Genomic DNA, 24,003 nt, shown 5'->3' on the forward strand with positions numbered 1-24,003 from the left:
CAGGTGAGATCAGGAGGTGGCTCCTATGACCCAGCCGCATCCGGCCAAGCAGCCGGTCAGTGCCGCGCTCGCCGGCCCCTACGGGCACCCTTTCCACCCGATCCTGGTCACCGTGCCGATCGGAGCCTGGGCGGCCGGCCTCGTCTTCGACATCGCCTCCCACCTCGTGGAAGGACCGGAGTTCTTGTCCCGCGGGGCGATGTGGCTGATCGCCCTCGGCGTGATCGGCGCCCTGGCCGCCGCCATGGTGGGCTTCCTGGACCTGTTCGCCATCCCGACCGGTACACGTGCTTTCCGGGTGGGCTTGATCCACATGACGTTGAACCTGCTGGTGACCGCCGCCTACCTCGGCAATTTCCTGTGGCGGCACGCCGGTGGCGGACCCTCCGGCAGCGTGGGGGCGGGGCCGATGGCGCTCAACGCCGCCGCATTCGTCGTACTGGGCGTCTCCGGATGGCTGGGCGGCAAGCTGTCCTACCGCTACGGCATCCGGGTCGCCGACGAGGAGACCCAGGCCGAGGGCTTCGTCCGAGTGCATCCGGCAGAGGGACTCACCCCCGTGCACCCGAGGCCACAGGGCCGTACCGACTGACGGACCGCTCTCGCCCCTGTCCGGCATCGGCCGTGGCAGCCGCTTCTCCCCCACTGGAGTTCTCATGGACATCGCCGCACTGGTCACCTGGGTGATCACAGCTCTCGGCGGCTTCTACCTGCTCGGCACCTGGCTCTCACGCGGCGGCGCCCGCGGCGCCAACAGCCACCTCCCGGTCCCGGTGATCTTCGGCCACTTCGCGCTCGCCGCCATCGGCCTGGTCCTGTGGATCGTCTACGTCATCGCCGACAAGGAGGCTCTGGCCTGGACGGCCTTCATCGTGCTGGTACCCGTCGCGCTGCTCGGCTTCGTCATGCTGGCGCGCTGGGTCCCGGTGCACCGCGCGCACGCCACCGCCCCGGCCGGAGCCGGACAGGACGTTCCCGCCGAGCGGCACTTCCCGGTCGCCGTGGTCCTCGCTCACGGACTGTTCGCCGTGGTGACCGTCGTGCTGGTTCTGCTGTCCGCTCTGGGTGTCGGGGGCAGCTGACATGTCCCGGCACTACGCAGCCCTGCCGCACACGTCCGAGCCGACACCGCAGGTCGCTGCCTTGCGTGTGGTCTCCCCCGGCGGGCAGGAGACCGATCTGGCAGCCGCCGAGCAGGCCGCCGCACAGTTCCTGCGGGCTCTGGGCATCCGCACCGACTCCGAGAGCCTGCGCGGTACCCCGGGCCGTATGGCGCGCGCCTACGCCGAGCTGTTCTCCCCCCGCTCGTTCGACTTGACGACCTTCCCCAACGACGAGGGTTACGACGAACTGGTCCTCGCCCGCAACATCCCCCTGCGGTCGGTGTGCGAGCACCATCTGCTCCCTTTCGTCGGCACCGCCCACATCGGCTACCTCCCGGGGCGGCGGATCCTGGGGCTGTCCAAACTCGCCCGCGTCCTGGAACACTTCGCCTGCCGTCCCCAGGTACAGGAGCGCCTCACCAAACAGGTGGCGGACTGGCTGCAGAACCAGCTGCAGCCCAAAGGCGTCGGAGTGGTCATCCAGGCCGAACACACCTGCATGACCCTGCGCGGCGTCCAGGCCACCGGCACCACCACCATGACCTCCACCCTCCTGGGCCTCCTGCGCACCGACGCGCGCTCGCGCAGCGAATTCCTGACCCTGACCGGCCTGCCCGGCTGACACCCGCTCCCCCGCGTCGAAGGACCCACGACATGCCGCCTCCCGTGAGCGCCGGACCAAGGCGCCGGCCACCCACCCCTGCCTGATCCAGCGCTAGAATGCACGCCCGTGGCGGACACCCAGTACGAAGACCTGTTGCGGCTGGTGCTCACCTCCGGGACGGCCAAGGCCGACCGGACGGGCACCGGCACCCGAAGTGTCTTCGGACACCAACTGCGCTATGACCTCGCGCAGGGATTCCCGCTGATCACCACGAAAAAGGTGCATCTCAAATCCATCGTGTACGAGCTGCTGTGGTTCCTGCGCGGCGACTCGAACGTCGGCTGGCTGAACGAGCACGGCGTCACCATCTGGGACGAATGGGCCGACGCGAACGGTGAACTCGGGCCGGTCTACGGCGCGCAGTGGCGCTCCTGGCCCGCCCCGGACGGCAGGCACATCGACCAGATCAGCGACGTCCTCGACACACTGCGCCGCGACCCCGACTCCCGCCGCATGCTCGTCTCCGCCTGGAACGTCTCCGAGCTGGACAAGATGGCGCTGGCGCCGTGTCACGCCTTCTTCCAGTTCTACGTCGCCGACGGCAAGCTCTCCTGCCAGCTGTACCAGCGCAGCGCGGACCTCTTCCTCGGCGTCCCCTTCAACATCGCCAGCTACGCCCTGCTCACACACATGGTCGCGCAGCAAGTCGGCCTCGAGGCAGGCGACTTCATCTGGACCGGCGGTGACTGCCACGTCTACGACAATCACGTCCAGCAGGTGACCGAGCAGCTCTCGCGCACCCCGTTCGAGTTTCCCCGGTTGCGTCTGCGCCAGGCGGACTCCCTGTTCGACTACGCCTACGCCGATGTGGACATGCTCGGCTACCAGCATCACCCGGCCATCAAAGCGCCCGTCGCGGTGTGAGCGACGGCGCAGCCCCCTGGACCCGTCCGGCCGCACCTGCACGCTGATGCCCTTGGGGTATCACAGGTGACGAAAGAGGTCTTGGACGCATTCCGGTCTCCGAGCGCAGGCTTTGGACAAGTCACGACCGACGGAGATTGGAATCGAGATCATGAGGGTTTTCCTCACCGGTGGATCCGGATACATCGGCAGGGCAACGATCACCGCTCTGGCCCGGCACGGCCACACCGTGGAGGCCCTGGCCCGCAGCGACCGCGCGGCCGAGACCATCAGTTCCCTCGGAGCGGCACCGCTGAGAGGCGGCCTCGGCGATCTCGGTGTGCTCAACGCCGCGGCCGCCCGCGCTGAGGCCGTCGTACACCTGGCGCAGGCCGAGACCGGTGCGGAGGACCTGGCAGCCGCCACCGCCATGCAGGACGGCATCGGTACGGGCACCTACGTGCACACCGGCGGCACCTGGGTCTACGGAGACACCGACGGCGTCGCCGACGAGACCGCCGTCTGGAACCCACCGGCCCTGGTCGCCTGGCGCAAGCCCGTGGAGGACGCCGTCCTGGAGCGCGCGCGGCGGGGCGGTTGCCCCGTCGTGGTGCAGCCCGGCCTGTTGTACGGCGGCGAGAACCGTCTGATCGACATCTTCTACACCACCCCGGGCAGGGAAGCGGGGGCCATCCCCTGCATCGGCGACGGTGCGAACCACTGGGCGCTGGTGCACATCGACGACATCGCGGAGCTGTACGTCGCCGCGCTCGACGCGAAGCCCGGATCGGTGTACGTGGGCGTCGGCGGCGTCAACCCCACCGCGAAGGAGTGCGCCCTGGCCGTCGCCCGCTCTGTCGGCCTCGACGGCAAGGTCGCTTCGGTCACTCTGGAGGAGGCTCGCCGGCAGATGGGCCCGGTCGCGGACGCCTTCGCCCTGGACCAGGAGTTCACTCCGGCTCGCGCCGAGGCCGAACTGGGGTGGGTACCCGTACACACCGACCCGCTGGCCATCCTCGCGGACGGCGAGTGATCCGCCCGGGCCGAGCGGCTCACCGCCTGCGACGGTTCACCGCGGCCGGGACGGTAAATTCGTGATCGGTTGGCGCGGCCGTGTGCCCGCGGACGGCCGCGGCACTACCGACAGGGCGGCCGGCGCAGCGAGAGAGCGGTGATTCCGGGTGGATCTTGACCTGCGGAAGCTCCGGTACTTCGTGGCCGTGGCGCAAGAGCTCCACTTCGGGCGGGCGGCCGAGCGGCTGCACATCGCGCAGCCCGTCCTTTCCCGGCAGATTCGCAGCCTGGAGGAGGAGCTCGGTGCGGAAGTGTTCACCCGTGACCGCAGAGGCACTGTGCTCACCGCGGCGGGAGAGCAGCTGCTTGAGGACGCCGTTCCCCTGCTCGCCTCGGCGCAGGCACTGCTCACGCGAGTGACAACGGTGGCTCGGGGCACGCAGACGCTGACCATCGGCTTCATGCCCGGCATCACGCTGACTCCAGCCACCGTTGCCTTCACCGCACGCCATCCGAAGGTGAACGTTCGCCTGCTGCGCACCACGTGGGACGACCAGGTGGAGGTGCTGCGGGACGGCCGGGCGGACGTCGGCGTCGTACGGCTGCCCATCGACCGGGACGGTCTGCGGGTGCAACACCTCTTCCGGGAACCACGGGTGGTGATGCTGCCCGTCGGACACGTCCTGGCGAACAGGGCGTCGGTGACGGTCGCCGATCTTGCGTCCGAGCACCTCCTGCAGGACCCGAACGCCGTTCCCGAGTGGCGCGATGTGGCAGTGGAGCTGCGGGACAAACGGCGCCGCGAGGTTCCGGTGATCCATCAGGTCGAGGAGAAGCTCGAACTGGTGGCCGCCGGAGCCGGCATCTGTGTGCTCCCGCTGTCCACCGCCACCTTCTACACCCGGGCGGATGTGGTCGCGGTGCGCGTCGACGGCATCGCCCCCAACGAGGTGGCCCTCGCGTGGGTGGCCACCCGCCGGTCTCCACTGATCCATGACTTCGCCGAGGCCGCCGCGGATTGCCTGGCCGAAACTCATCTCGAGGCACACCGGCCGGCGCCGCAGTAGGGGCAGTGGACCGGCGCGCGGCTGCCCGGGCCGGTTGGGCCCGGGCAGCCGCGTACTGCGGGTGTGGGTCAGGGTGTCAGCTGCCAGCGCGCGATGTAGCCGACGTCGATGGACGCCCGGTCCTGCACGCGCAGCTTCCACGTGCCGTTGAGCGGCTGTGCGGAGGCGTCGATCGTGAAGGTCTGGTCGACGTTGGCGGCGGAGCCCCCGCTGCGGTTGAGCAGGGAGTAGACGGTGCCGTTCGGGCCGACCAGGTCGACGGTGAGGTCACCGCGGTAGGTGTGGACGATGTTGACGTAGACCGAGGTGGTCGCGGAGGCGTTGCCGTCGCGGCCGGCGATGGTGACCGGTGATTCCACGGCGGGCCCGTTGTCCGGGATGTCGACGCGGGTGGCGTTGGCGTAGACGTAGGCGATGCGCCAGTTGAAGGTCTTCGAGGCGGACGCCCCGGTGCTGTCCGTCACCTTGATCGTGACGTCGCTCGCGCCGAGGGTGGTCGGTGTGCCGGTGATCAGACCGCTCGGGCTGAGGCTCAGGCCGTCGGGCAGCCCGGTGGCCTCGTAGGTCAGGGTGGCCGCGGAGTTGGTGGTGTAGGCGTCCAGTTGCAGGCTCACCGCCTGGCCGATGCCGCTGATCTGGTCGCCGACCGGCGCGAGGTTGACGCCGAGGGCGATGCGGTTGCCGACGTTGATCCCGGCCCAGGCGTCGGCGACGGCGAGGTAGGTCGGGCTGTAGGCGCCGAACAGGTCGGCGGCGGCCGACAGGGTGGCGGTGCGGGCCCCGGCATAGTTGGTCGTCGAGGTCATGTAGGTGGTCAGGGCCCGGTACCAGATCGCGGCGGCGTTCTGGATTCCGATGCCGGTGACGGGCTGGCCGTCGTACGTCGGGCTGTCGTAGGACACGCCGTTGACGGTCTTCGCGCCGCTGCCTTCGGAGAGGAGGTAGAAGAAGTGGTTCGCGGGGCCCGAGGAGTAGTGGACGTCGATTCCGCCGAGGGTGGAGCTCCAACTGTCGCGGGAGGCGCCGTCCTTGGAGGGCTTGTCCATGTAACGCAGCGGTGTGCCGTCGCCGTTGATGTCGATCTTCTCGCCGACGAGGTAGTCGCCGGGGTCGGCCGGGAGGTTCTCGTAGAACTCCACGGCGGCGGCGAAGATGTCGGAGGTCGCCTCGTTCAGGCCACCGGACTCGCCCGAGTAGTTCAGGCCCGCGGTGGCCGCGGTGACGCCGTGGCTCATCTCGTGGGCCGCCACGTCCAGCGCGGTCAGCGGGTGGGAGTTGCCCGAGCCGTCGCCGTAGGTCATGCAGAAGCAGGAGTCCTGCCAGAAGGCGTTGACGTAGTTGTTGCCGTAGTGGGCACGGCTGTAGGCGGCGACGCCGTCGTTGCGGATGCCGTTGCGGCCGTACGTGTCCTTGTAGTAGTCCCAGGTGGCAGCGGCGCCGAAGGCCACGTCGACGCCGGCGGTCTGCCGGTTCGACGGCGAGCCGTCGCCCCAGGCATCGTTGTCATCGGTGAACAGCGTGCCGGTGCCCGAGGTGCCCTGGTTGAGGTCGTACGTCTTGTGTCCGGCGCGGTCGGGATCGATGAGCTGGTACGTCGATCCCGACGGGGTGGTGCCGAGGGGGACCGTGCCGACGTACTGGCCGGTGCCCGTGCCGGTGTCCACCTTCTGCGCGGCCAGCAGCTGCTTGCCGGTCCTGGCGTCGGTGACGACCTGCAACTCGCTGGGGGTGCCGTCCCGTTGGACGCCCTTGACGACGCTCTCCCAGGCCAGGACGGGCTTGCCGGCGCCCGCCCACACGACCAGGCGCGGCTTCTTCCCCATCTGGGAGCCGGTGACCTTGGCACGCTTCGAGGCGGCCTCGGCGCGGTCGGCGGCGCTCGTCGCGGTGATCTTCGAACGGAGCGAGGGCACCGAGAGTGCCGCCCGGTTCGCCTTGGTGATGGTGAGGCGGCCGCTCTTGTCGTGGATGACGAGATCGCCGCCGAGCACGGGCAGACCGGCGTAAGTGCGCTCGTAGCGCGTGTGCGTGGTGCCGTCGGCGTCCCTGATGACGTCCTTGACGACGAGTTTCTCCTTGGCGCCGAGGCCGATGTGCCGCGCCGTGTCCGCGGCCGCGGACTGCGCGCTCTTCACCAGGGCGGCGCGGCGGGCGGGTGTCAGGGAGGCCGGGAGTGCACCGGCGCGGGGCTTGGCCGTGATCTTCGCGGGGGTCGGGGCCGCCGGGGTGGCGTCGGCGTGACCGGTGACGGCCAGGGTGAGCACAGAACCTATGGACGCGAGAGCGAGTGCGGTGGCGCGTCTGCGCCGCAGGAAGGGGCGGTGTCGCAGGGGCAACGGAAACTCCTTCAGTACGACGGCCCGTTGTGGGGGCCGCGGACGGCACGGAGCGGCAGGATGCGCCGGTCCGGAGACGGCACGGCATGCGGGTGGAAGGAGGTGGGGGGTGGTGCTGCGGCTGCGCCGCGTGGGGAATCTGTCAAGGAATGGTGAACTTCCGCAGAAGAGTGACACCCGACAGCCTCTACTGTCATGCCCGAGTCAACTCAACGGCTTGAATTGGTAAGGAAGTTCCGGCAAATCGGACTGCCTGCCACCGCTTTTCGGCCGCAGCCGGACACCGGGGAGTCACCGACAAGGCGTCACCAAGACGGTTCGTCAGGCCCCCTTGGACGCCCCCACGACCAGGCACCTGTACTCCACGCGGACTTCTCCGCCCTCCCCGGCATCGAGGCAGGAAGCGACCTCGCGCAGGAGCCTGTGTCGCAGCGGCGAGGGCAGAGCCAGGTGACGGCTGTCAGTGCCCAGCAGTCCGCAGAACTCATCGGTGGCGAGGCGGGTCTGCCAGGCCACGACCGTCCTCGTCACGCACCGGAACCCGTGGGATCGCAGTTCCTGGGCGTATGCGTCGAGGTCGCTCTCCGACAGCGACGTCCTGCCGCCCCGTCCGGGTGGCAGGCCATCGGGCAGGACGGAGGCGTAGACACGGTTGAGGCAGGTGCTGTCGCGCAGCGCGTAGGTGCCGAAGTTCCAGGCGAGGAGGATTCGGCCGCCCGGGCGCAGACACCGCGCCGTCTTGGCCGACCGCTCTCCGCTGTGCAGCCAGTGCCACGCCTGACCGCATGCCACCAGGTCGAACCGTCTGCCGCCGGGCTCCCACGTCTCGAACGCGCCCACCTCCACCGCGAGCCCATTGGCCGAGGCGACGGCCGCCATCCGCGCATCCGGCTCGAGACCGGTGACCGCATGGCCGAGGGCCGCCAGGGTGACCCCCAACTTGCCGGTGCCGCAACCGATGTCCAGCGCGGTGCCGGGTGGCCCACCGCCCAGGGCGGCCAGGGTCTCGGTGACCGCTTCGGCCGGGTAGCCGGGGCGCAACCGGTCGTAGTCGTGCGCGCGGGCGCCGAAACTCGTGGGCGACCACACCGTCCGGTCCTTCACGTCAGCCTCCGATCAGGGCCACGAAGGTGTGCTGCGGCAGGAAGAGCACGTAGGCGCCCAGGCAGGCAAGGCCGAAGGGCACGAGGCGTTTGGGCAGGAGTGAGGTGAAGGACAGATGCGTGAGCAGCCCCAGAACTGCCCCCGTCGGCCAGGTCGCGGGGAAGATCAACAGGAGGGGAAGGACGGCCTCCACGGCGATCGTCGCCATTGCGGGCAACCGCCAGCGGCGGGCGACGACCGGCGGGGCGGCGGTCGCGAAGCGGCGGGTGAACCAGTCGGGGAAGAAGTACTCACGCGGCCCGTCGGGCAGGTCCTCGCGCACGGAGACCAGCTGCGCGAACACCCGTTGAAGGGTGTACCCGCTGGTGAACTGGCGGGAGGTGGCCTTGTGCCAGGCGCTGCTCCAGTACAGGTGGAACACCAGCACGACGGCGGCCGCCTGCGGCCACGACGCTCGCTCGGCCCCGGGCAATCGAGCGGGATCGAAGAACGCACCCGAGGACGGGGCGTCCAGCAGCGACTGCAGACTCAGATAGGCGTCGGCCCCTCTGGCGAATACGAAAGGCAGGCACATCGCCCCCAGGAACAGCGTGTTGAACTTGCGGTCCCAGGTGAACTCGAAGACGCACCATGCGGACACGACGCCCGAGGCCAACGGGGTCAGCACACCCGCGAGCACGCACAGCACGGCGAGGGCACGGGCGGCATAGAAGACCCTGAAGGCCGTGGGACTCAGCAACAGCTTGACGGGCATCTCGTCGTGCTCGTAGCGCCAGCGCTGCAGGGACTTGGGGCCGAGGTCGAAGAACCGCGCCATGCCGAAGACATGGTCCGCGATGATCTTCCACAGCAGGGCCGCGCCCAGGACCAGCCGGAAGAAGCACAGCGAGGGACCGGCCGTCGTTCCGTGCACCGGGAACGCGACGGGCAGCAGCTCATGCACGGAGGACCCTGCCGTTTCTGACCACGATCCTGAAGTGGTCGAAGTGCGTCAGGATGACGCCCTCCCCCACGACGCGCCTGCCGCGCTCCTCGTTCAGGTAGCTGACCAACGAGCCCAGTTGCTGCGGGGAGTTGAAGAAGTCCTGACGCAACTCGTACTGCCACGGACAGACCGGCTGCCCGTCGCGTACGTCGTGCAGCCGGACACGGTAGGCGCCGATGTTGGCGAACATCGGCCACGAGCCGAAGGCACCCGGCTCGAGACAGAATCCGCGCCACACCAGCCAGCCCACCGCCCCGCAGCCGAGAACCGCTGCGGCGATGTCGTTGATCATGACGGCTCCTTCGGTACGCGGCGGGACAGGTCAAAGGACCATGGACGGCACGGGCCAGCGGTCAAGCCGGTACGGCGCCCACCAGTCGCGGCCACCGAAGTCCAGGACCAGGTGCTCGGCGCGCAGCGCGGCCATGACCTCGGGATCGACGCCGTCCGCCCGCTGTTCCTCCAGCGAGGTCACCGCCTGCACATACGCGGGCTGGACCAGGTCGAAGCGTTGCAGCACCCCCTCTCGCCGGTCGCGGATCTGCACGAAGCCGGGGCCGCGGCGCCACACGCAGCGGCCGACGTAGAACCGGCTCCTCCACTCGGCAAGGCGCTCGGCCGAACGGCCGCCGTCGAGCGAGACCGGGGGCTGAAGGTGGGTCAGGTGGCGTGCCGTCAGGGCGGGATCGGCGCGGCGGCCGGCCCGCAGGTGCCAGCGCACCAGCAGGCCCCGGCCTGTGGCGTTCCGGACGAAGTCGAGTGCGCGCAGATCGCGCGCGGTGGGCGAGCGCAGCGAGACGGGATCGTCGAGGGTGGCGCACCGGACGCCCCGGCGGTACAGGTCGCGGACGTGCTCGCCGGAGGGCGGGCCGTCCGGGGCGGTGGACGGCAAGGTCAGGAGATCGTCACGCATGCGGGCTCCTCGGCCAGTTCCAGGGCCAGTTCCGGCCCGCCGGACTTCTGTGACTCGCGCCGGATGCGGCACATCAACTGGTTGTCGTCCTCGGTCGCGACATGGAGCACGCGATCGTCCTCGACGAAGATCAGACCTTGGCGGCGCCAGTCCGCGAGCAGACCCTCGACACGGGGCCGGTCCCAGGCGCCACTGCGCTGACCGGCGCGGCGTACCAGGTGATCGTTGGTCCTGGGGTCGTGCAGGGCACGGAACAACTCCACCTCGACCGGGTCGTCCAGTGTCATGGTCCGCCAGGCGAAACCCGGCCGGGAATTGACCAGTTCGATACGGCCGTCGACGTCGGCGTAGGACAGGCGGCTGCGGACGTAGTTCTCGCGCCATTCCTGAAGAGCCTCGTCCAGGCGGTCGGCGATCGCCTTCTCGATGCCCCGGTCGTCGGTGTCGAACAGGTAGGCCAGGTCGGCCAGTTCGGTATCCGGCAGGTCATAGATGAGCGGGTACTGCCAGTGCGGGCGCCGCTCGGCGAAGCCCAGATCGGGGCGGTCGAAATAGGGGCTGAAACGCTCCAGCGCGATCCTGCCGGCCCCGGTGTAGGGATGAAGGTGGTGCAGGGCCGGAAGTTGCTCGATGACGGGCAGGTAGTCGTCCTCGGTCTCACCCGGGAACCCGTAGAGGTAATTCCACGCCACCGACAGGCCGTTGCTCTCGGCGTCGCGGAGGAAACGTACGTTGAGGGTGCCGCTGACGCCCTTGTCCATGATCTTCAGCACGCGGGTGCTGAGGTTCTCGATGCCCGGCTGGACACTGACCACTCCGGCCGCACGCAACTGGGCGATCTGCGAGAGCTTCATGTTCGACTTGACCTCGTACTGGATACGCAGGTCGAACGGCGCCTCGGCGATCTTGGCCAGGACGGAGTCGAGGTAGGACATCTCCAGGATGTTGTCGACGGCGTAGAAGTCCAGCACGCGGTGACGCCCGGCGAGCGTGAGGATCTCCTCCAGATAGGTGTGCGGGCTCTTGCTGCGGAAGGTCATGGCCGATCCGTTGAGCCCGCAGAAGGTGCAGTGGTGCTTCTCGCCCCACCAGCAGCCACGGGCGCCTTCGACCACGAGCACCGGCTCGGACCAGGACTGCACGCGGGAGCGTCGCAGCCTCTCGAAGTAGGCGTCGTAGTCGGGTGAGGGAATCTCGCCCGGAGCCAGCAGACGATCGGACAGCGGATTGCTCACACTCGCATCGCCGTCGCGCCAACACAGGCCGGGAATCCGTGAGATGTCCTCGCCGCTGTCGGCATCATCGGGGAGGTCGGCCGCGACGAGCTGCGTGAAGGTCCGCTCCCCCTCGCCGCGTACGACGTAGTCGACGAAGTCGAAGTTGCGGTGCAGCGCTTCGCCCTGCGGGCCGTCGCAGTTGGCGCCGCCCATGACGGTTCTCGTGTCCGGGGACAACTCCTTGACGCGCCGCAGCAGTGCGAGGGACGCCACATTCTGCTGGAACGTCGAGGTCGCGCCCACGAGATCGGGCCCGTCCGCGACGATCCGGCGTGCGAGCGCGTCGATGAAGGCGGGGACCGTCCGGTGGATCCGCAGGCAGGTCTCCAGTCGCTCGGCGCTGATGCTGTCCGTCATCTCACGCCTGAATTCTTCGACGCGCCAGGAGGTGTCGTCGTAGAGAGCGGAGGAGAACACCCAGTCGCCGCACCCCATGAAATAGCTCTCCAGCGAGAAGAAGCCGAAGTCGTTCGCGCTGTAACCGCCTTGGTGAAACATCCAGTCCGCGAAGTCGATGTTGGCGTACACCGTCTCGGTCTCGACCTCCGGAAAAGTGTCCGCGATCTTCTTCGAAAGGATGCCGAGTGCGAGCGACGGAGTTGCTATCGAGGCCCACGGCATGCAGACCAACGTGATCTTCATATGCCCTCCGGTGCGAGCCCGCACTTCCGGAAGACGGGGAAGTGCGCGGCGTGGCATGGTCGTTGACCGCTTCCGGTGCGGCCCGAACTTCCGGCCGCACCGGAAGCGAGGAGAAACCCAGCTCAGGTGGGCCTCGTCAGAACCTACCGATGATGATCGGCACCACGATCGTGGCCGATTCAGTGCCTTCGGTCTGCGGGTCGTTGTCGACGACGGTCTTCTCCACGGCGATCCTCCCTTCAGCCGCTCGGCGGGGCCGGCGCGCGGATGGGGCACAGCCGCGCCGGCGAGTCGTAACTCACCGGACAGCGTGGGCCGGCCGGAGCGGGCTGTCGTGCTCTGTTCCGCTCAGCAGACCGGACGAAAAGTCCCTTGCGGTCAGGGACGGTGAGGGCCGTACGGTTGGTCCCCGTGACCGTCGAGGTGCCCTACCAGCCACTTCCGATCGACCAGTCCGACGTGCGCTACGCCCACGGACCCGACTCCGCCACACAGCCGGACGTGCCCGCCGGCGAGACGGTCGAGTTCGAGTGGAGGCGCAGCGAGGTCTACCCGGGAACCTTCCGCAAGTTCTGGGTCCACGTGCCCGCACAGTACGCCCCGGCCGAACCCGCGTCCTTGATGGTGTTCCAGGACGGATGGTGGTACATGGACCCCGCGGGGGAGGTACGCGGCGCGACCGTCCTGGACAACCTCGTTCACCGCGGCGACATCCCCGTCACCATCGGCGTGTTCGTCGATCCCGGTGTCTTCCCCGACGCGGAGAACCCGAAGAACCGCAACACCGAGTACGACGCCTTCGACGACCGGTACGTCACCTTCCTCCTCACCGAGATCATTCCGCGGGTCACGGAGCGCTACAGCATCGCCCAGTCGCCCGAACGGTGGGGCATCTGCGGCGGGAGCAGCGGCGGCAACTGTGCCTTCACCGCCGCGTGGCTGCGGCCGGACAAGTTCCGTCGTGTCATCGGATACCTGTCCAGCTTCGCGCAGATGCCGGACGGCAATCCCTACCCGGACCTCGTCCCCCGCGTTCCCCGCAAGCCGCTGCGCGTCTTCCTGCAAAGCGGCCACCGCGACCTGCACTGGAACGAGCCGCAACGGAACTGGCTCGCCGAGAACCTGCGCGTGGCGGCCGCCCTCGCCGAAGCCGGCTACGACTTCCGCCTCGTCCTGGGAGACGGCGGACACAGCCCCAACCACGGCGGCGTCCTGCTGCCGGACGCTCTGCGCTGGCTGTGGCGGCCGGGTACGGAAGCGGTGTAGGTCTGGTCCAGGGAATCGGGGAGCCCGGTGCCGCTGAGGGCGGGGACGGTGTTCTCCACGCGGAGGAGAGAACGGGCGCCGACGCGGAACTGGTCGAGTCTGTCGACGATGGTCTGCCCCACGGGCTTGTGACCCCAGATGCTGATGCCCTGATGAGTGGAGGGTTCCCAGGTCGATTCGTCGATGACGATCGGATTCCAGCCGATCTCCCACTCGAAGCCCGAGGGGGTGCGGGCGTAGTAGGACAGTTCCTTGTCGTTGGTGTGTCGGCCGACCGACAGGGCCATGTCGAAACCGAGTTCGCACACGCGCTCGTAACTCTGGGCCAGGTCGTCGAGGGCGGCGGTCTGGATGTTGAGGTGCTGGACGCGGGTGCGGATCGGGTCGATGGGCAGGCCTCGGACCGCGGCGATGGCGATGGAGTGGTGGCGTTCGTTGACCCTCAGGAAGCGGATCTTGATTTTGACCCCGCTGATCGTCTCGTCGATGTAGTCGGTCAGGCGCGCGTCGAAGACGGTGTTGTAGTAGCTCCGCATCAGGGCGGGCTTGGTGGAAGTGATGGCGACATGGCCCATTCCGGCATCGCCCGTGACCCAGCCCGAGGAGAGCATCCGCAGCGGCTCGTCCGCGATGAGGGGCGTCGTGTAGATCTCCTGGGCGATGCCTTTGGGGCCGGGGAAGCGCAGCAGGCGTTCGACGCCGCGCAGGGCGGCCTCCTCGTCGGAACCGCGAACGACGGGAACGCCATGGGCTCGTATGCGGGCTTCGATCTGGTCGAAGGAGGCGTGGTCGTCGATGTGCCAGCCGATCGCGGTGACGTCCTCGGCGGGACCCCTCTGGAGCAGGAAGCGGCAGGCGTGCTCGTCGATACGGAAGCGCATCAGGTCGCGGGAGAGGTCGTCGCGGTGCATGCCGATGGCGTCGGTGCCGAAGCGGCGCCAGTCGGTGAAGCGGTTGGTCTCCACGACGATGTAGCCCAGGTGGACGGCACCGAAGACGGACGTGGTGTTCATCGGCGGCCCGCCAGGAAGTCGGCGCAGAGGCGGTTGAACAGTTCGGCCCGCTCCCACTGCACCCAGTGGCCGGTGTTGGCCACCTCGTACAGGTCGCAGTCGGGCATGCGGTCGGCCAGCATCCGGCCGCCGGACGGCCGGTTGACCCGGTCCTCCGCGCCCCACAGCACGAGGGTGGGCACGGGTAGCCGGGACAGGCGCCTGTCGCGGGTGAAGTCCATCTTCCACACGGTGCGCAGGTCCTTCGGACGCTGCAGCGGTGGATTGGCGATCACTTCGGGGTCGATGCTCGCCTCGTAGCGGGCGTCGATCACCGCGTCCGGCACCCTGGCCGCGTTGAAGACGAGGTGGTCGCGGATGAACTTCTCCAGCTTCGGCCGTGAAGGGCCGTCCCCGCCGTAGTAGTTGAGCAGGCTGTTGAGACCGGCGGTGGGAAGCGCGCGGGTGGTGCCGATGCCGCCGGGGCCCATGAGCACCATGCGGTCGACGCGGTCGGGGGTGTCCAGGGCGAGGCGCAGGGCGCAGGCACCGCCGTAGGAGTTGCCGACGAGGTGTGCCTTGTCCAGGCCCAGCCGGTCGAGGACACCCCGGATTCCGGTGGCGAGGGAGCCGAAGGGGTCGGTGCCGTCGATGCCCTTGCCGCTGCGGCCGTAGCCGGGCAGGTCGGGCACGATGACCCGGTACTCCTTCGCCAACTCGGCGATGTTACGGACGTAGTTGGAGACTCCGGAGGCGCCCGGGCCGCCGCCGTGCAAGAGCAGGACGGGCGCCCCCTGTCCGGTCTCGGCGACGAAGATCTTCCTGCCTCCGACATCGAGCAGGCTCTCCTGCATCACCGGTGGCTGAAGGTGTGTGGTCATGGTGGTCCTCACTTGACGGCCGAGGCGGCCTGTCCGGGTAGCGGGGCGAAACCGGCCGGGGGCGGCGGGAGTTGGGCGCCGGTGGGCGCGCCGGCGTAGACGAAGGCGTCGGGGCGCAGGGCCACCGTGGCCACGTGGTGTTCGGTCAGCCAGGGCAGCAGGACGTCGTCGCTGTCGACGACCGCGCCTTCGGTCGGGCGGGAGCCGACGGGCAGGACCGCCAGCGAGGGGACGCCGACGCGCTGCCAGGCGGGCTGCGAAGTGGGTGATCCGAGATGCAGCAGCAGCCATCGGCCGCCCAACGCGTCGTCGAGGCGGATCCGTTCGCCGCCGGAGTCGGTCACCCAGGGCTGCGGGATCTGGCGCCCGGAGGCCTTGGTGCGGGGACGGGCCTGGAAGCCGTCGGCGTAGTGGGCGACGGGTATCCAGTTGGAGTCCTGCAGCCAGTCGCCGAGGCCCACGATGCGGTTCAGCACCGGCAGTACGGCGTCCCGGGTCAGGGTGACCGCGCGCCGCCGCTCGGTGATGATCCTGCCGACGAACACCGCCCGCCTGGTGACCTCCTTGACGTGCGGTTTCCGCTCGGCCTCGTAGGAGTCCAGGACGGAGTCGGGCAACTGCCCGCGCAGCACGGCCTCCAGTTTCCAGCACAGGTTGGCCGCGTCGCGTACGCCGGCGGCCATGCCCTGCCCGATCCACGGCGGCATGGCGTGGGCCGCGTCCCCGGCCAGGAAGACCCGGCCGGTCCGGAAGCGGGCGGCGAAGCGGACGTGGTGGCTGTAGACAGTGGCGCGCAGAATCCTGAACTGGTCCCGGCGGATGCCGTACTTGGCGACCATCGCGTGGATCGCGTCATCGGTGACGAGGTGCGACTCGTCGTCTCCCGGCAGGATCGGGAACTCCCAGCGGTGATGGCCCAGCGGGGTCGGGCAGTCCACCGCCGGCCGTCTCGGGTCGCAGCGGAAACGCAGCCGGTCCTGGTCGGGCCAGGGCTCCAGCATCTCGGTGTCGACGACGACCCAGCGGTCCTCGTACGTGCGTCCCTCGTATCCCACGTTCAGCTGGGCCCGGGTAAGGCTGGAGCCCCCGTCGGCCGCGATGACGTACTTCGCGCGCAGTCGTCGTACGGAATCGTCCGCCGCGGAGACGGCCGTCAGCTCCACGCCGTCGGGGTCCTGACGCAGGCGCAGGCACTCGTGTCCGAGCAGGATCTCCACGTTCGGGTAGCGCTCCACCCCGTCGCGCAACACCTGTTCAAGGGCCGGCTGGTAGATGAACATCTGCGGTGGGTGGCCATGGCCCCGCGGTGTCGGACGCGCGCTGAGGAACGTCCGGCCGCGGGCGTCGACGAAGTCCAGCGGCCGTTGCGCCAGCATGTCCTGCTTGAGGCGGCCGGCCAGGCCGGTCCGTTGCCAGATCCGCATGACCTCCTCGTCCGTGGAGATGGCCCGGGCGCGGGAGAAGATCTCCACGTCGCGCTCCAGTACGACGACCCGCAGGCCCGTCGCCCCGAGCAGGTTCGCCGCCGTGACGCCGGTCGGCCCGTAGCCGATCACCGCTACGTCGTACGTGCCGCTGCCGGTTCTCTCCTCGGCGCTGTTCTCACTCACCAGGCCACCTCACGTGTCCCTGTCGCGCTTGCTGTAGCGATCACTACAATTGGAATGGTCGCTACGTTAAGCAGAGCATTGGATAAGGTCAAGAGCCACAGGGACAGGAAGGGCAGATCCGATGACCAGGCCGCAGACGGCGCGCAGGAAGCGCGCGAACGGGGTGGAGTCGCGGCAGAGGATCCTCGACGCGACGGTGGAGATCGCGGGCGAGCGTGGCTACGAAGGGACGTCCATCGCCGCCGTCAGCGCCAAGTGCGGGCTGCCCGCCAGTTCGATCTACTGGCATTTCAAGGACAAGGACGACCTGATCGCCGCGGTCATCGAGCGCAGCTTCGAGACGTGGCTGGCCGCCGTGGATCTGCCCGGCGAGGACGCCGGCACGCCCCTGGAACGGGTCACGGCGATGGCGGCGAACGTGGCGAGGTCACTGGTGGACGCGCCGGACTTCCTGCGCCTCGGGCTGATGCTCGCCCTGGAACGCCGCCCTGCCGAACCCCGCGGCCGGACGGTGTTCCTCCAGGTCCGGGCCATCGCCGAACAGAAGGTCACCGAGGTCATCGAGGAACTGTTCCCGGACCTGGACCAGGACGCCGTGCGGACCCTCACCGTCTACGGAGTGGCCGGCGCGGACGGACTGTTCGTGCACAGGGAGATCAACGGCGACGCCGTGGACCTGGTCGCAATGTTCGAGTTGCACGCACGGCTGGTCTACCAAGCGGCGGCCGCCATGCCGACCGCCGTTTCCTGATCACGCCCCCGCGAGCCTGGGGAAGAGGACTTCCGCACTACCGCGATTGATGGCGTCGAGCCGGCCGGGCTGGAAGCCCTCGTAGCCGTCGAGCATGGAGTCGAGGGGGAGGCCGGACTCCTGCGGGGCGAAGGGGAAGTCACTGCCGTACAGGATGTGCCCCGGGGCGGCGAAGGCCAGCAGGGAAGGCAGGGCGGCGGGCGTGGAGGACAGAGCGGTGTCGAAGTAGAAGCGTTGCAGGTCCGCCAGGATGCCCAGGGCAGTGGTGCCGGGATTGAACTGGGCGCCCCCGGTGAACCGCCAGGCGGCGTACGGCAGGAAACCCCCGGCGTGCGAGAGGATCACCTTCATCCGGGTGTACCGGCTCATGACCCCGTTGAGCGTCATGTGCACCGCGGTGCGAGTGGTGTCGAAGGGAAAGTCCAGCAGCGGGCCGGGCATGCCCTCCAGCATGGGCAGCGGCGGCGCGTCGGGGTGGATGAAGACGACCGCCTCGCGGGCATCGAGTTCGGCCCACAGGGGCTCGTACTCCTTGTCCCCGAGGTAGCGACCCCTGACGTTGGACAGCAGCACCACACCGTCCGCGTGCAGGTCGTCCAGAGCGTGGACGGCTTCGGCGAGCGCGCCGTCGACGTCCGGCAGCGGCAGGCTCGCGAAGAACCCGAAGCGGTTGGGCCGGTCCTTGGCCAGCTCGGCGGCGTACTCGTTGACCATGCGGGCGACCGCACGAGCCTCGGCGTCGTCGCCGAAGTGGGTGCCCGGCGAGCTGATCGAGAGGACGCCGGTGGCGATCGACCGGCGGTCCATCATCTCGAGCGCGCCGGCCGCGCCCCAGGCCGGGGTGGGCCACCCCGCGGCCGTCGCGCCGTGGCGATCCATCACCTCCCGGTACGCCGGCGGGATGAGGTGCTGGTGGACATCGATGCGGTACGGAGAGGGCACGATTCCGCTCGCCTCCTAATATTTAGTCGGCTAATTATTGCTCTGGTAAGTTACACGCCCATGAGCAAGCAGTACAGAGCCGGCCAGACAGAGCAGGACGCGGAAGCGGACGTCAGCGCCGAGGAGATGGCGCGGGCGACCGACGCGCTCTTCGTCGCCATCCGCCGGGCCCGTTCAGCGGGTGCGGAGCATTTCGGCGGCCTCTCACTGGCCCAGGTCACGCTGCTCGAACCACTGGCCACCGAGACGGATCTGCCGGTGGGCAGGCTGGCGAGCAGTGCCGATGTCAGCGTTCCGACGGCCACGCGCATGTTGCAGCAGCTGGAGTCGAAGGGCGTCGTGGTGCGGCGCAGGTCCGAGCACGACGAGCGCCGCGTGCTGGTCAGCCTCACCGCCGAAGGAGCCGAACTGCTCTCCACCCTCCGGGAGCGGCTGCGGGAGCGCCAGACCCACGCCTACGAGGCGTTCACGCCGGCCGAACGCACCCAACTCGTCACCCTCATGCGCCGCCTCACCGAACTCGTCTCCGACTCCGGCTGAACAGGACTTGTTCGAGCGCGAGTCGGAGGTACTGCCGGCCTAGATGTGGATGAGGATCTGCCGTAGGGGATGCCCGAGCGCGTCCGTGAGCGTGGCCAGTTCCTCGTCGGTCAGCCATGACCGGTTCGGATACAGGACCTCGATCCTGAACCGCGCGAACCCCATCGGCCAGTCGTACACCAGGTCGTTGAGCGACGTCTCGACGTCACAACAGGCAACCGTCACGACGAGCGTGGCGAAGTCCGCGTCGTATCGTCGCGAGACGGCCTCGGCCCACCAGCCGGGGGCACACTCCGCGCCGCAGTGCGGGCAGAGAATTCTCTTCAGGTTGGAACCGCACCAGACCACTTCGACACCGTCATGCCACTTGGCCTCCAGACCACGGCGGGCATCGTCGTCGGGGAGCATCCGCGACAACGCGGCCGCAGCGCGATCCGCCGCATCCCTGCCGGGCAGCCAGTACGGATCGGCCGGAATCACCGTCAGGTAGTTGTCACTCATCGGCCGGCATGTCCATACCCTCACGCTCCGTCGCGCAGCACACGGGACAGCCCCAGTGCCGCCGTCCGTACCGCCGGGGCAAGTTGGGCGGGGCGGTAGCGTTCACGCGGCACCGCGACCGACAGGGCGGCCACCGTGACACCGCCGGCGAAGACGGGGGCGGCGATGCAGCTCACCCCGAGTGCGGCTTCCTGCTCCTCGTAGGCGAGACCCGAGACCTGGATCTTCTCCAGCGTCAGGCGCAGCCGGTCGGGGTCGGTGATGGAGTACGGCGTGAGACTGGGCAGCGGGTGGGACAGGACGCGCTCCAGCAGCTCCGTCCCGGAGAAGGCGAGCAGGGCCTTTCCGACGCCGGTGCAGCTCAGCGGCAGGCTGCCGCCGATGCGGGACGGCAGGGAGAGGGCCTCGTGGCCGTGGATGCGTTCGAGGTAGACGATGTCCATGCCGTCACGCACGCCGAGGTGGACGGTCTCACGGGTCGCCTCGAACAGGTCCTGGAGGAAGGGCAGGGCCGCCTCGCGCAGATCCAGCCGATGCGGCACCAGCGAGCCCAGCTCGAAGAGCTTCGCGCCGAGCCGGTAGTGCGGGCCTGTCCGCTCCAGCCAGCCCAGCCGGACGAGGTCTCCCGCCAATCGGTGCACGGTCGGCTTGGGCAGCCCGGTGCGCTCAGAAAGTTCCGACAGACGGAACGGACCTCCGCTCGGAATGAAGCAATCCAAGATGACAGCCGCCTTCTCCAGCATGTTGCCGCTCTGGTTGTTCCGCTTCACGAAACAATGTTTGCCCATTCGCGAGGTCAATGTCTATATCGAGGTCGAACCGCATATTTCTTGTCGCTTGCCCCTTGCCCCTTGGAGACCCCATGCCGAATGCCCTCCCACCGGCCGTGGTCGAGGCCGCCGACCTGCTGGCGGAGGCTGCCCGGACCGGGGCCGCCTGCCCACCGGTCCGGGGCCTGTTCCACGGCGGCGGCGATCTGGAAACCGCCTACGCCGTACAGCAGCTGAACGTGCAGCGTGGACTGGACGCCGGCCGCCGGATCGTCGGCCGCAAGATCGGCCTGACCTCCGTGGCCGTGCAACACCAGCTGGGCGTGGACCGGCCCGACTTCGGCACGCTCTTCGCCGACATGGCCGTACCGGACGGCGGCACGGTGTCCGTGGAGCGGCTGCTGCAGCCGAAGGTGGAGGCAGAGGTCGCGCTCGTGATCGGCCGGGATCTGCCGCACCGCGCGTGCACGGTCGTCGACGTGCTGCGCGCGGTCGACTTCGCGCTGCCCGCGCTGGAAATCGTCGACAGCAGAGTCCGCGGCTGGGACATCTCCCTCGTCGACACCGTCGCCGACAACGCCTCTTGCGGCCTGTACGTCATCGGCGCCACTCCCGTCCCCCTCACGGACGTCGACCTGCGCGCCGTGACGATGACCATGACGCGCGACGGCGAGACCGTCTCCGAGGGCACCGGCGCCGACTGTCTCGACGGCCCTCTCAACGCCGCGCTCTGGTTGGCCTCGGCGCTCGCCGAAAGGGGCGATCCGCTGCGCGCGGGCGACCTGGTGCTGACCGGAGCCCTGGGCCCGATGGTAGACGCCCGGCCCGGGAACGTCTTCGAGGCGCGTATCTCGGGGCTCGGCTCCGCACGCGTCCGCTTCGCCTCGGAAGGAGAGGCCCGGTGAGCGCCAGGACCAAGGTCGCCGTCATAGGCTCCGGCAACATCGGCACCGACCTGATGATCAAGGTGCTGCGACTGTCGGAGACCCTGGAGGTCGCGGCGATGGCCGGTATCGACCCCGACTCCGACGGGCTCGCGCGCGCCCGCCGGCTGAAGGTGGCCACCACCCATCAGGGTGTGGCGGGGCTGGTCGGCCTGGACGAGTTCGCGGACGTCGAGATCGTCTTCGACGCCACCTCGGCAGGCGCCCACCGCCACCACGACGAGATCCTGCGCCCGCTCGGCCGCACTCTCGTCGACCTCACCCCGGCCGCGCTCGGCCCCTACGTCGTTCCCCCGGTCAACGGCGACGCCCACCTCGACGCGCCGAACGTCAACATGGTCACCTGCGGCGGCCAGGCCACCATCCCCGTCGTCGCGGCCGTCAACGCCGTGACTCCGGTGCACTACGGCGAGATCGTCGCCTCCATCGCCTCCCGCTCGGCCGGCCCCGGCACCCGCGCCAACATCGACGAGTTCACCGAGACCACCTCCGCGGCCGTCGCACGGGTCGGCGGCGCCGCCCGCGGCAAGGCGATCATCGTCCTCAATCCGGCCGAACCCCCGCTGATCATGCGGGACACCGTGCACTGCCTCGTCTCCGACTGCGACACCGGCGCGGTCACGGCGTCCGTCGAGGACATGGTCGGCCGGGTCCAGGTGTACGTGCCGGGATACCGCCTCAAACAGAAGGTGCAGTACGAGAAGGTGGCCGCCGACGACCCGCTGCGCACCCTCGCCCCCGCCGGGGACCTCCTGAAGGTGTCCGTCTTCCTGGAGGTGGAGGGCGCCGCGCACTACCTTCCGGCGTACGCCGGGAACCTCGACATCATGACCTCGGCGGCCCTGCGCACCGCCGAGCGCATGGCCGTCCTCGCGCACTCCGGACCTCGCTCGAGCGGGGGCACTCCCATCGCCACGGAGGTGGCCCGACCATGACCGCTCTGTACGTCCAGGACGTGACCCTCCGGGACGGCATGCACGCCGTCCGCCACCGCTACACCGTCGACCAGGCCGCCGCGATCGCCGCCGCGCTCGACGCAGCCGGCGTCGCCGCCGTCGAAATCGCCCACGGCGACGGCCTGTCCGGCTCCAGTGTCAACTACGGCGTCGGCGCACACACCGACTGGGAGTGGATCGAGGCCGTGGTGGGCGCCGTACGGCGGGCCGTGCCCACGACCCTGCTGCTGCCCGGCATCGGCACGATCCGCGACCTGAAGCAGGCGCACTCCCTCGGTGTCCGCTCGGTCCGCGTCGCCACCCACTGCACCGAGGCCGACATCGCCGCCCAGCACATCGCCGCGGCCCGCGCACTGGGCATGGACGTCGCCGGGTTCCTGATGATGTCCCACATGGCCGAACCGGCCGAACTGGCCCACCAGGCCCGGCTGATGGAGTCCTACGGCGCCCACTGCGTGTACGTCACCGACTCCGGCGGCCGCCTCACCATGGACGGCGTCCGGGACCGCGTCCGCGCCTACCGTGAAGTCCTCTCCCCCGAGACGGAGTTGGGCATTCACGCCCACCACAACCTCGCCCTCGGCGTGGCCAACACCGTCGTCGCCGTCGAGCACGGCGTCACCCGCGTCGACGCCTCCCTCGCGGGCCAGGGCGCGGGCGCGGGCAACTGTCCCCTGGAGGCGTTCGTCGCGGTCGCCGATCTGATGGGCTGGGACCACGGCTGCGACCTGTTCCCTCTCATGGACGCCGCCGACGACCTCGTACGGCCGCTGCAGGACCGCGAGGTGCGGGTCGACCGGGAGACCCTCACGCTCGGCTTCGCGGGTGTGTACTCCAGCTTCCTGCGCCACGCGGAGACAGCGGCCGCCCGCTACGGCCTGGACACACGCGGCATCCTGGTCGAGGTGGGGCGAAGGAGGATGGTCGGCGGCCAGGAGGACATGATCACCGACGTCGCACTGGACCTGGTCGCCCGCACGCATGCGTGAGCGCGTTCGGCGGGCCTGCCAAGTCCCTTCAGGACTCAGGCGGGCACGCGCTCGGCGGTGAGCTTGCGGGGGTTCCGCCAGGAGGGCGCGCAGCCTGGCCGCGGGCAGCGGGACGCCCGGGTCGTCGGAGGGCGGCATCCGCATGGGGGCGCCGGTGCGGACGGCTTCGGCGAGCTTCACCCGGGAGGCCGGCGCGGCGTCGGGGTCGGTGAAGCAGGGCGCCGTGCAGGGGTCGGTCTCGGGCTCGAAGCGCCGGCTCTCGGCCAGGGGGCCGGCGTCGACGGTGTCGAAGCCCGTCTCCCGTTACACCGTCTCACCGATGCGCGAGCGTCCCCGCGATCTCCTGGGCCCAGCCGTCGATCTCGCCCCAGTCGCGGTGATCGCCGTACCGGCAGCCCATCAGCCGGAACATCAACCGTCCGCGACGCGACAGGTGCCCGGGCCTGATGACACCGGAGAACAACCGATGGCCGCGCGCGGAGAACGGTGCCGCGAGATCCTCCTCGATGGCCGGCACCTCCTTGTACATCAGCCGCTTCCAAGGGCCTCGCAGCGCACCCGGCATGCCCACACTGAACAGCCACACCGGCCGGGAACCGGGCGCGGCGATGTCTCGGCGGACGAAGTTCCGGGCCTCGTCCAGCCACTTCTGATCATGTACGGCACTGCCGACGACGAACGCGTCATAGCCGCTCACCTCGTCGACCGCCTCCAGCGCGCGCACATCGACCTCCACACCCGCGGTCCGCATCCGTGAGCCGATGCGGTGGGCGATCTCGCGCGTGGATCCGTGCGCGGTCGCGTATCCCACCAGAACAGTCATGGCGATCCCTCCACGACGTGCAACACCGCCTGCAGGCCGTGCCGCGGCGAACGTCCACCAAGTCCAACGAACCCCACGTCGCCGGAGCCA

General features: G+C 69.4%; 25 protein-coding genes. 12 read left to right on the plus strand and 13 right to left on the minus strand.

The window, feature by feature from the left end:
- Positions 1 to 25 precede the first annotated feature (25 nt).
- The 6 genes from ACQF4J_RS02905 (at position 26) to ACQF4J_RS02930 (ending at position 4,691) form a co-directional block, all read left to right on the plus strand.
- Positions 26 to 592 (plus strand): DUF2231 domain-containing protein, encoded by a 567-nt coding sequence (locus tag ACQF4J_RS02905; RefSeq protein WP_351800967.1) that lies wholly within the window; start codon positions 26 to 28, stop codon positions 590 to 592.
- 64 nt (positions 593 to 656) lie between these two features.
- Entirely contained in the window at positions 657 to 1,082 is a 426-nt protein-coding gene (locus ACQF4J_RS02910) for a hypothetical protein (protein ID WP_351583524.1), read from the plus strand.
- 1 nt (position 1,083) lies between these two features.
- Entirely contained in the window at positions 1,084 to 1,725 is a 642-nt protein-coding gene (gene folE / locus ACQF4J_RS02915) for a GTP cyclohydrolase I FolE (RefSeq protein ID WP_351583521.1), read from the plus strand.
- Between the two features lie 108 nt (positions 1,726 to 1,833).
- The gene (locus ACQF4J_RS02920; protein ID WP_351583518.1) at positions 1,834 to 2,631 is read left to right on the plus strand and encodes a thymidylate synthase; all 798 of its coding nucleotides are present in this window, start codon (positions 1,834 to 1,836) and stop codon (positions 2,629 to 2,631) included.
- A gap of 151 nt (positions 2,632 to 2,782) precedes the next feature.
- Entirely contained in the window at positions 2,783 to 3,643 is an 861-nt protein-coding gene (locus ACQF4J_RS02925; protein ID WP_427164436.1) for an NAD-dependent epimerase/dehydratase family protein, read from the plus strand.
- Positions 3,644 to 3,791: 148 nt separating this feature from the next.
- Complete coding sequence (locus ACQF4J_RS02930) at positions 3,792 to 4,691, plus strand: LysR family transcriptional regulator (RefSeq protein ID WP_351583512.1); 900 nt, start codon at positions 3,792 to 3,794, stop codon at positions 4,689 to 4,691.
- A 68-nt stretch (positions 4,692 to 4,759) separates the two neighbouring features.
- Here the strand turns inward: ACQF4J_RS02930 and ACQF4J_RS02935 are convergent, their stop codons facing one another.
- The 6 genes from ACQF4J_RS02935 to ACQF4J_RS02960 all read right to left on the minus strand — a co-directional run bounded on the left by ACQF4J_RS02935 (position 4,760) and on the right by ACQF4J_RS02960 (position 11,948).
- Positions 4,760 to 7,027 carry a M4 family metallopeptidase gene (locus ACQF4J_RS02935; RefSeq protein WP_427164438.1) on the minus strand — a complete coding sequence of 756 codons (2,268 nt, stop codon included), beginning with the start codon at positions 7,025 to 7,027 and terminating at the stop codon, positions 4,760 to 4,762.
- Positions 7,028 to 7,348: 321 nt separating this feature from the next.
- Positions 7,349 to 8,131 carry a class I SAM-dependent methyltransferase gene (locus ACQF4J_RS02940; protein ID WP_427164439.1) on the minus strand — a complete coding sequence of 261 codons (783 nt, stop codon included), beginning with the start codon at positions 8,129 to 8,131 and terminating at the stop codon, positions 7,349 to 7,351.
- Between the two features lies 1 nt (position 8,132).
- Positions 8,133 to 9,074 carry a hypothetical protein gene (locus tag ACQF4J_RS02945; protein ID WP_427164440.1) on the minus strand — a complete coding sequence of 314 codons (942 nt, stop codon included), beginning with the start codon at positions 9,072 to 9,074 and terminating at the stop codon, positions 8,133 to 8,135.
- Positions 9,067 to 9,408, minus strand: coding sequence for a hypothetical protein (locus ACQF4J_RS02950; protein ID WP_351569870.1), 342 nt, complete (start codon positions 9,406 to 9,408; stop codon positions 9,067 to 9,069). Before ACQF4J_RS02950 ends, ACQF4J_RS02945 begins: the two co-directional genes overlap by 8 nt.
- Positions 9,409 to 9,438: 30 nt before the next feature.
- On the minus strand, positions 9,439 to 10,029 hold the full coding sequence (locus tag ACQF4J_RS02955) for a DUF5825 family protein (protein ID WP_351569874.1): 591 nt from the start codon (positions 10,027 to 10,029) through the stop codon (positions 9,439 to 9,441).
- Positions 10,011 to 11,948 (minus strand): RiPP maturation radical SAM C-methyltransferase, encoded by a 1,938-nt coding sequence (locus ACQF4J_RS02960; RefSeq protein WP_427164442.1) that lies wholly within the window; start codon positions 11,946 to 11,948, stop codon positions 10,011 to 10,013. Before ACQF4J_RS02960 ends, ACQF4J_RS02955 begins: the two co-directional genes overlap by 19 nt.
- Before the next feature lie 411 nt (positions 11,949 to 12,359).
- On the opposite strand from ACQF4J_RS02960, the gene ACQF4J_RS02965 reads away from it, so the two are divergent.
- A complete protein-coding gene (locus tag ACQF4J_RS02965; RefSeq protein ID WP_427164443.1) occupies positions 12,360 to 13,214 on the plus strand; it encodes an alpha/beta hydrolase in 855 nt (284 codons plus the stop codon).
- Here the strand turns inward: ACQF4J_RS02965 and ACQF4J_RS02970 are convergent.
- The 3 genes from ACQF4J_RS02970 to ACQF4J_RS02980 are packed head-to-tail and all read right to left on the minus strand — an operon-like array spanning position 13,103 to position 16,697.
- Positions 13,103 to 14,227: a VOC family protein gene (locus ACQF4J_RS02970; protein ID WP_427164444.1), complete on the minus strand. Its 1,125-nt coding sequence runs from the start codon at positions 14,225 to 14,227 to the stop codon at positions 13,103 to 13,105. The two genes, ACQF4J_RS02965 and ACQF4J_RS02970, sit on opposite strands and share 112 nt — an antisense overlap.
- Positions 14,224 to 15,087 (minus strand): alpha/beta fold hydrolase, encoded by an 864-nt coding sequence (locus ACQF4J_RS02975; RefSeq protein WP_351800983.1) that lies wholly within the window; start codon positions 15,085 to 15,087, stop codon positions 14,224 to 14,226. Before ACQF4J_RS02975 ends, ACQF4J_RS02970 begins: the two co-directional genes overlap by 4 nt.
- Before the next feature lie 8 nt (positions 15,088 to 15,095).
- Positions 15,096 to 16,697 carry a bifunctional 3-(3-hydroxy-phenyl)propionate/3-hydroxycinnamic acid hydroxylase gene (locus ACQF4J_RS02980; protein WP_427164445.1) on the minus strand — a complete coding sequence of 534 codons (1,602 nt, stop codon included), beginning with the start codon at positions 16,695 to 16,697 and terminating at the stop codon, positions 15,096 to 15,098.
- A 121-nt stretch (positions 16,698 to 16,818) separates the two neighbouring features.
- Between ACQF4J_RS02980 and ACQF4J_RS02985 the strand changes: the two genes are divergently transcribed.
- Positions 16,819 to 17,448, plus strand: a complete 630-nt coding sequence (locus tag ACQF4J_RS02985; protein ID WP_351569896.1) for a TetR/AcrR family transcriptional regulator — start codon at positions 16,819 to 16,821, stop codon at positions 17,446 to 17,448.
- Here ACQF4J_RS02985 and ACQF4J_RS02990 read toward each other — a convergent pair whose 3' ends face one another.
- The gene (locus ACQF4J_RS02990; protein WP_427164447.1) at positions 17,449 to 18,390 is read right to left on the minus strand and encodes an amidohydrolase family protein; all 942 of its coding nucleotides are present in this window, start codon (positions 18,388 to 18,390) and stop codon (positions 17,449 to 17,451) included. It abuts the gene before it with no gap.
- 60 nt (positions 18,391 to 18,450) lie between these two features.
- On the opposite strand from ACQF4J_RS02990, the gene ACQF4J_RS02995 reads away from it, so the two are divergent.
- Positions 18,451 to 18,930 (plus strand): MarR family winged helix-turn-helix transcriptional regulator, encoded by a 480-nt coding sequence (locus ACQF4J_RS02995; protein ID WP_351569902.1) that lies wholly within the window; start codon positions 18,451 to 18,453, stop codon positions 18,928 to 18,930.
- Positions 18,931 to 18,969: 39 nt separating this feature from the next.
- On the opposite strand, the gene ACQF4J_RS03000 is transcribed toward ACQF4J_RS02995, so the two are convergent.
- The gene (locus ACQF4J_RS03000; RefSeq protein ID WP_351800989.1) at positions 18,970 to 19,431 is read right to left on the minus strand and encodes a zinc ribbon domain-containing protein; all 462 of its coding nucleotides are present in this window, start codon (positions 19,429 to 19,431) and stop codon (positions 18,970 to 18,972) included.
- Between the two features lie 20 nt (positions 19,432 to 19,451).
- The gene (locus ACQF4J_RS03005) at positions 19,452 to 20,174 is read right to left on the minus strand and encodes an IclR family transcriptional regulator (RefSeq protein ID WP_351801203.1); all 723 of its coding nucleotides are present in this window, start codon (positions 20,172 to 20,174) and stop codon (positions 19,452 to 19,454) included.
- Between the two features lie 119 nt (positions 20,175 to 20,293).
- Here ACQF4J_RS03005 and ACQF4J_RS03010 point away from each other — a divergent pair, with 119 nt between their 5' ends.
- From ACQF4J_RS03010 to dmpG, 3 genes are read left to right on the plus strand one after another with little or no spacing between them, the layout of a single operon-like run.
- Entirely contained in the window at positions 20,294 to 21,106 is an 813-nt protein-coding gene (locus tag ACQF4J_RS03010; RefSeq protein WP_351800991.1) for a 2-keto-4-pentenoate hydratase, read from the plus strand.
- Positions 21,103 to 22,080, plus strand: a complete 978-nt coding sequence (locus ACQF4J_RS03015; protein WP_427164449.1) for an acetaldehyde dehydrogenase (acetylating) — start codon at positions 21,103 to 21,105, stop codon at positions 22,078 to 22,080. The genes ACQF4J_RS03010 and ACQF4J_RS03015 overlap by 4 nt, the downstream gene beginning before the upstream one ends.
- On the plus strand, positions 22,077 to 23,090 hold the full coding sequence (gene dmpG / locus ACQF4J_RS03020; protein ID WP_351569914.1) for a 4-hydroxy-2-oxovalerate aldolase: 1,014 nt from the start codon (positions 22,077 to 22,079) through the stop codon (positions 23,088 to 23,090). The genes ACQF4J_RS03015 and dmpG overlap by 4 nt, the downstream gene beginning before the upstream one ends.
- A gap of 313 nt (positions 23,091 to 23,403) precedes the next feature.
- Here the strand turns inward: dmpG and ACQF4J_RS03025 are convergent, their stop codons facing one another.
- Entirely contained in the window at positions 23,404 to 23,913 is a 510-nt protein-coding gene (locus tag ACQF4J_RS03025; protein WP_351800997.1) for a flavodoxin domain-containing protein, read from the minus strand.
- Positions 23,914 to 24,003: the final 90 nt, after the last annotated feature.

The sequence above is a fragment of the Streptomyces sp. C1-1 genome (assembly GCF_050214755.1).
In the GTDB taxonomy this organism is placed as follows: domain Bacteria; phylum Actinomycetota; class Actinomycetes; order Streptomycetales; family Streptomycetaceae; genus Streptomyces.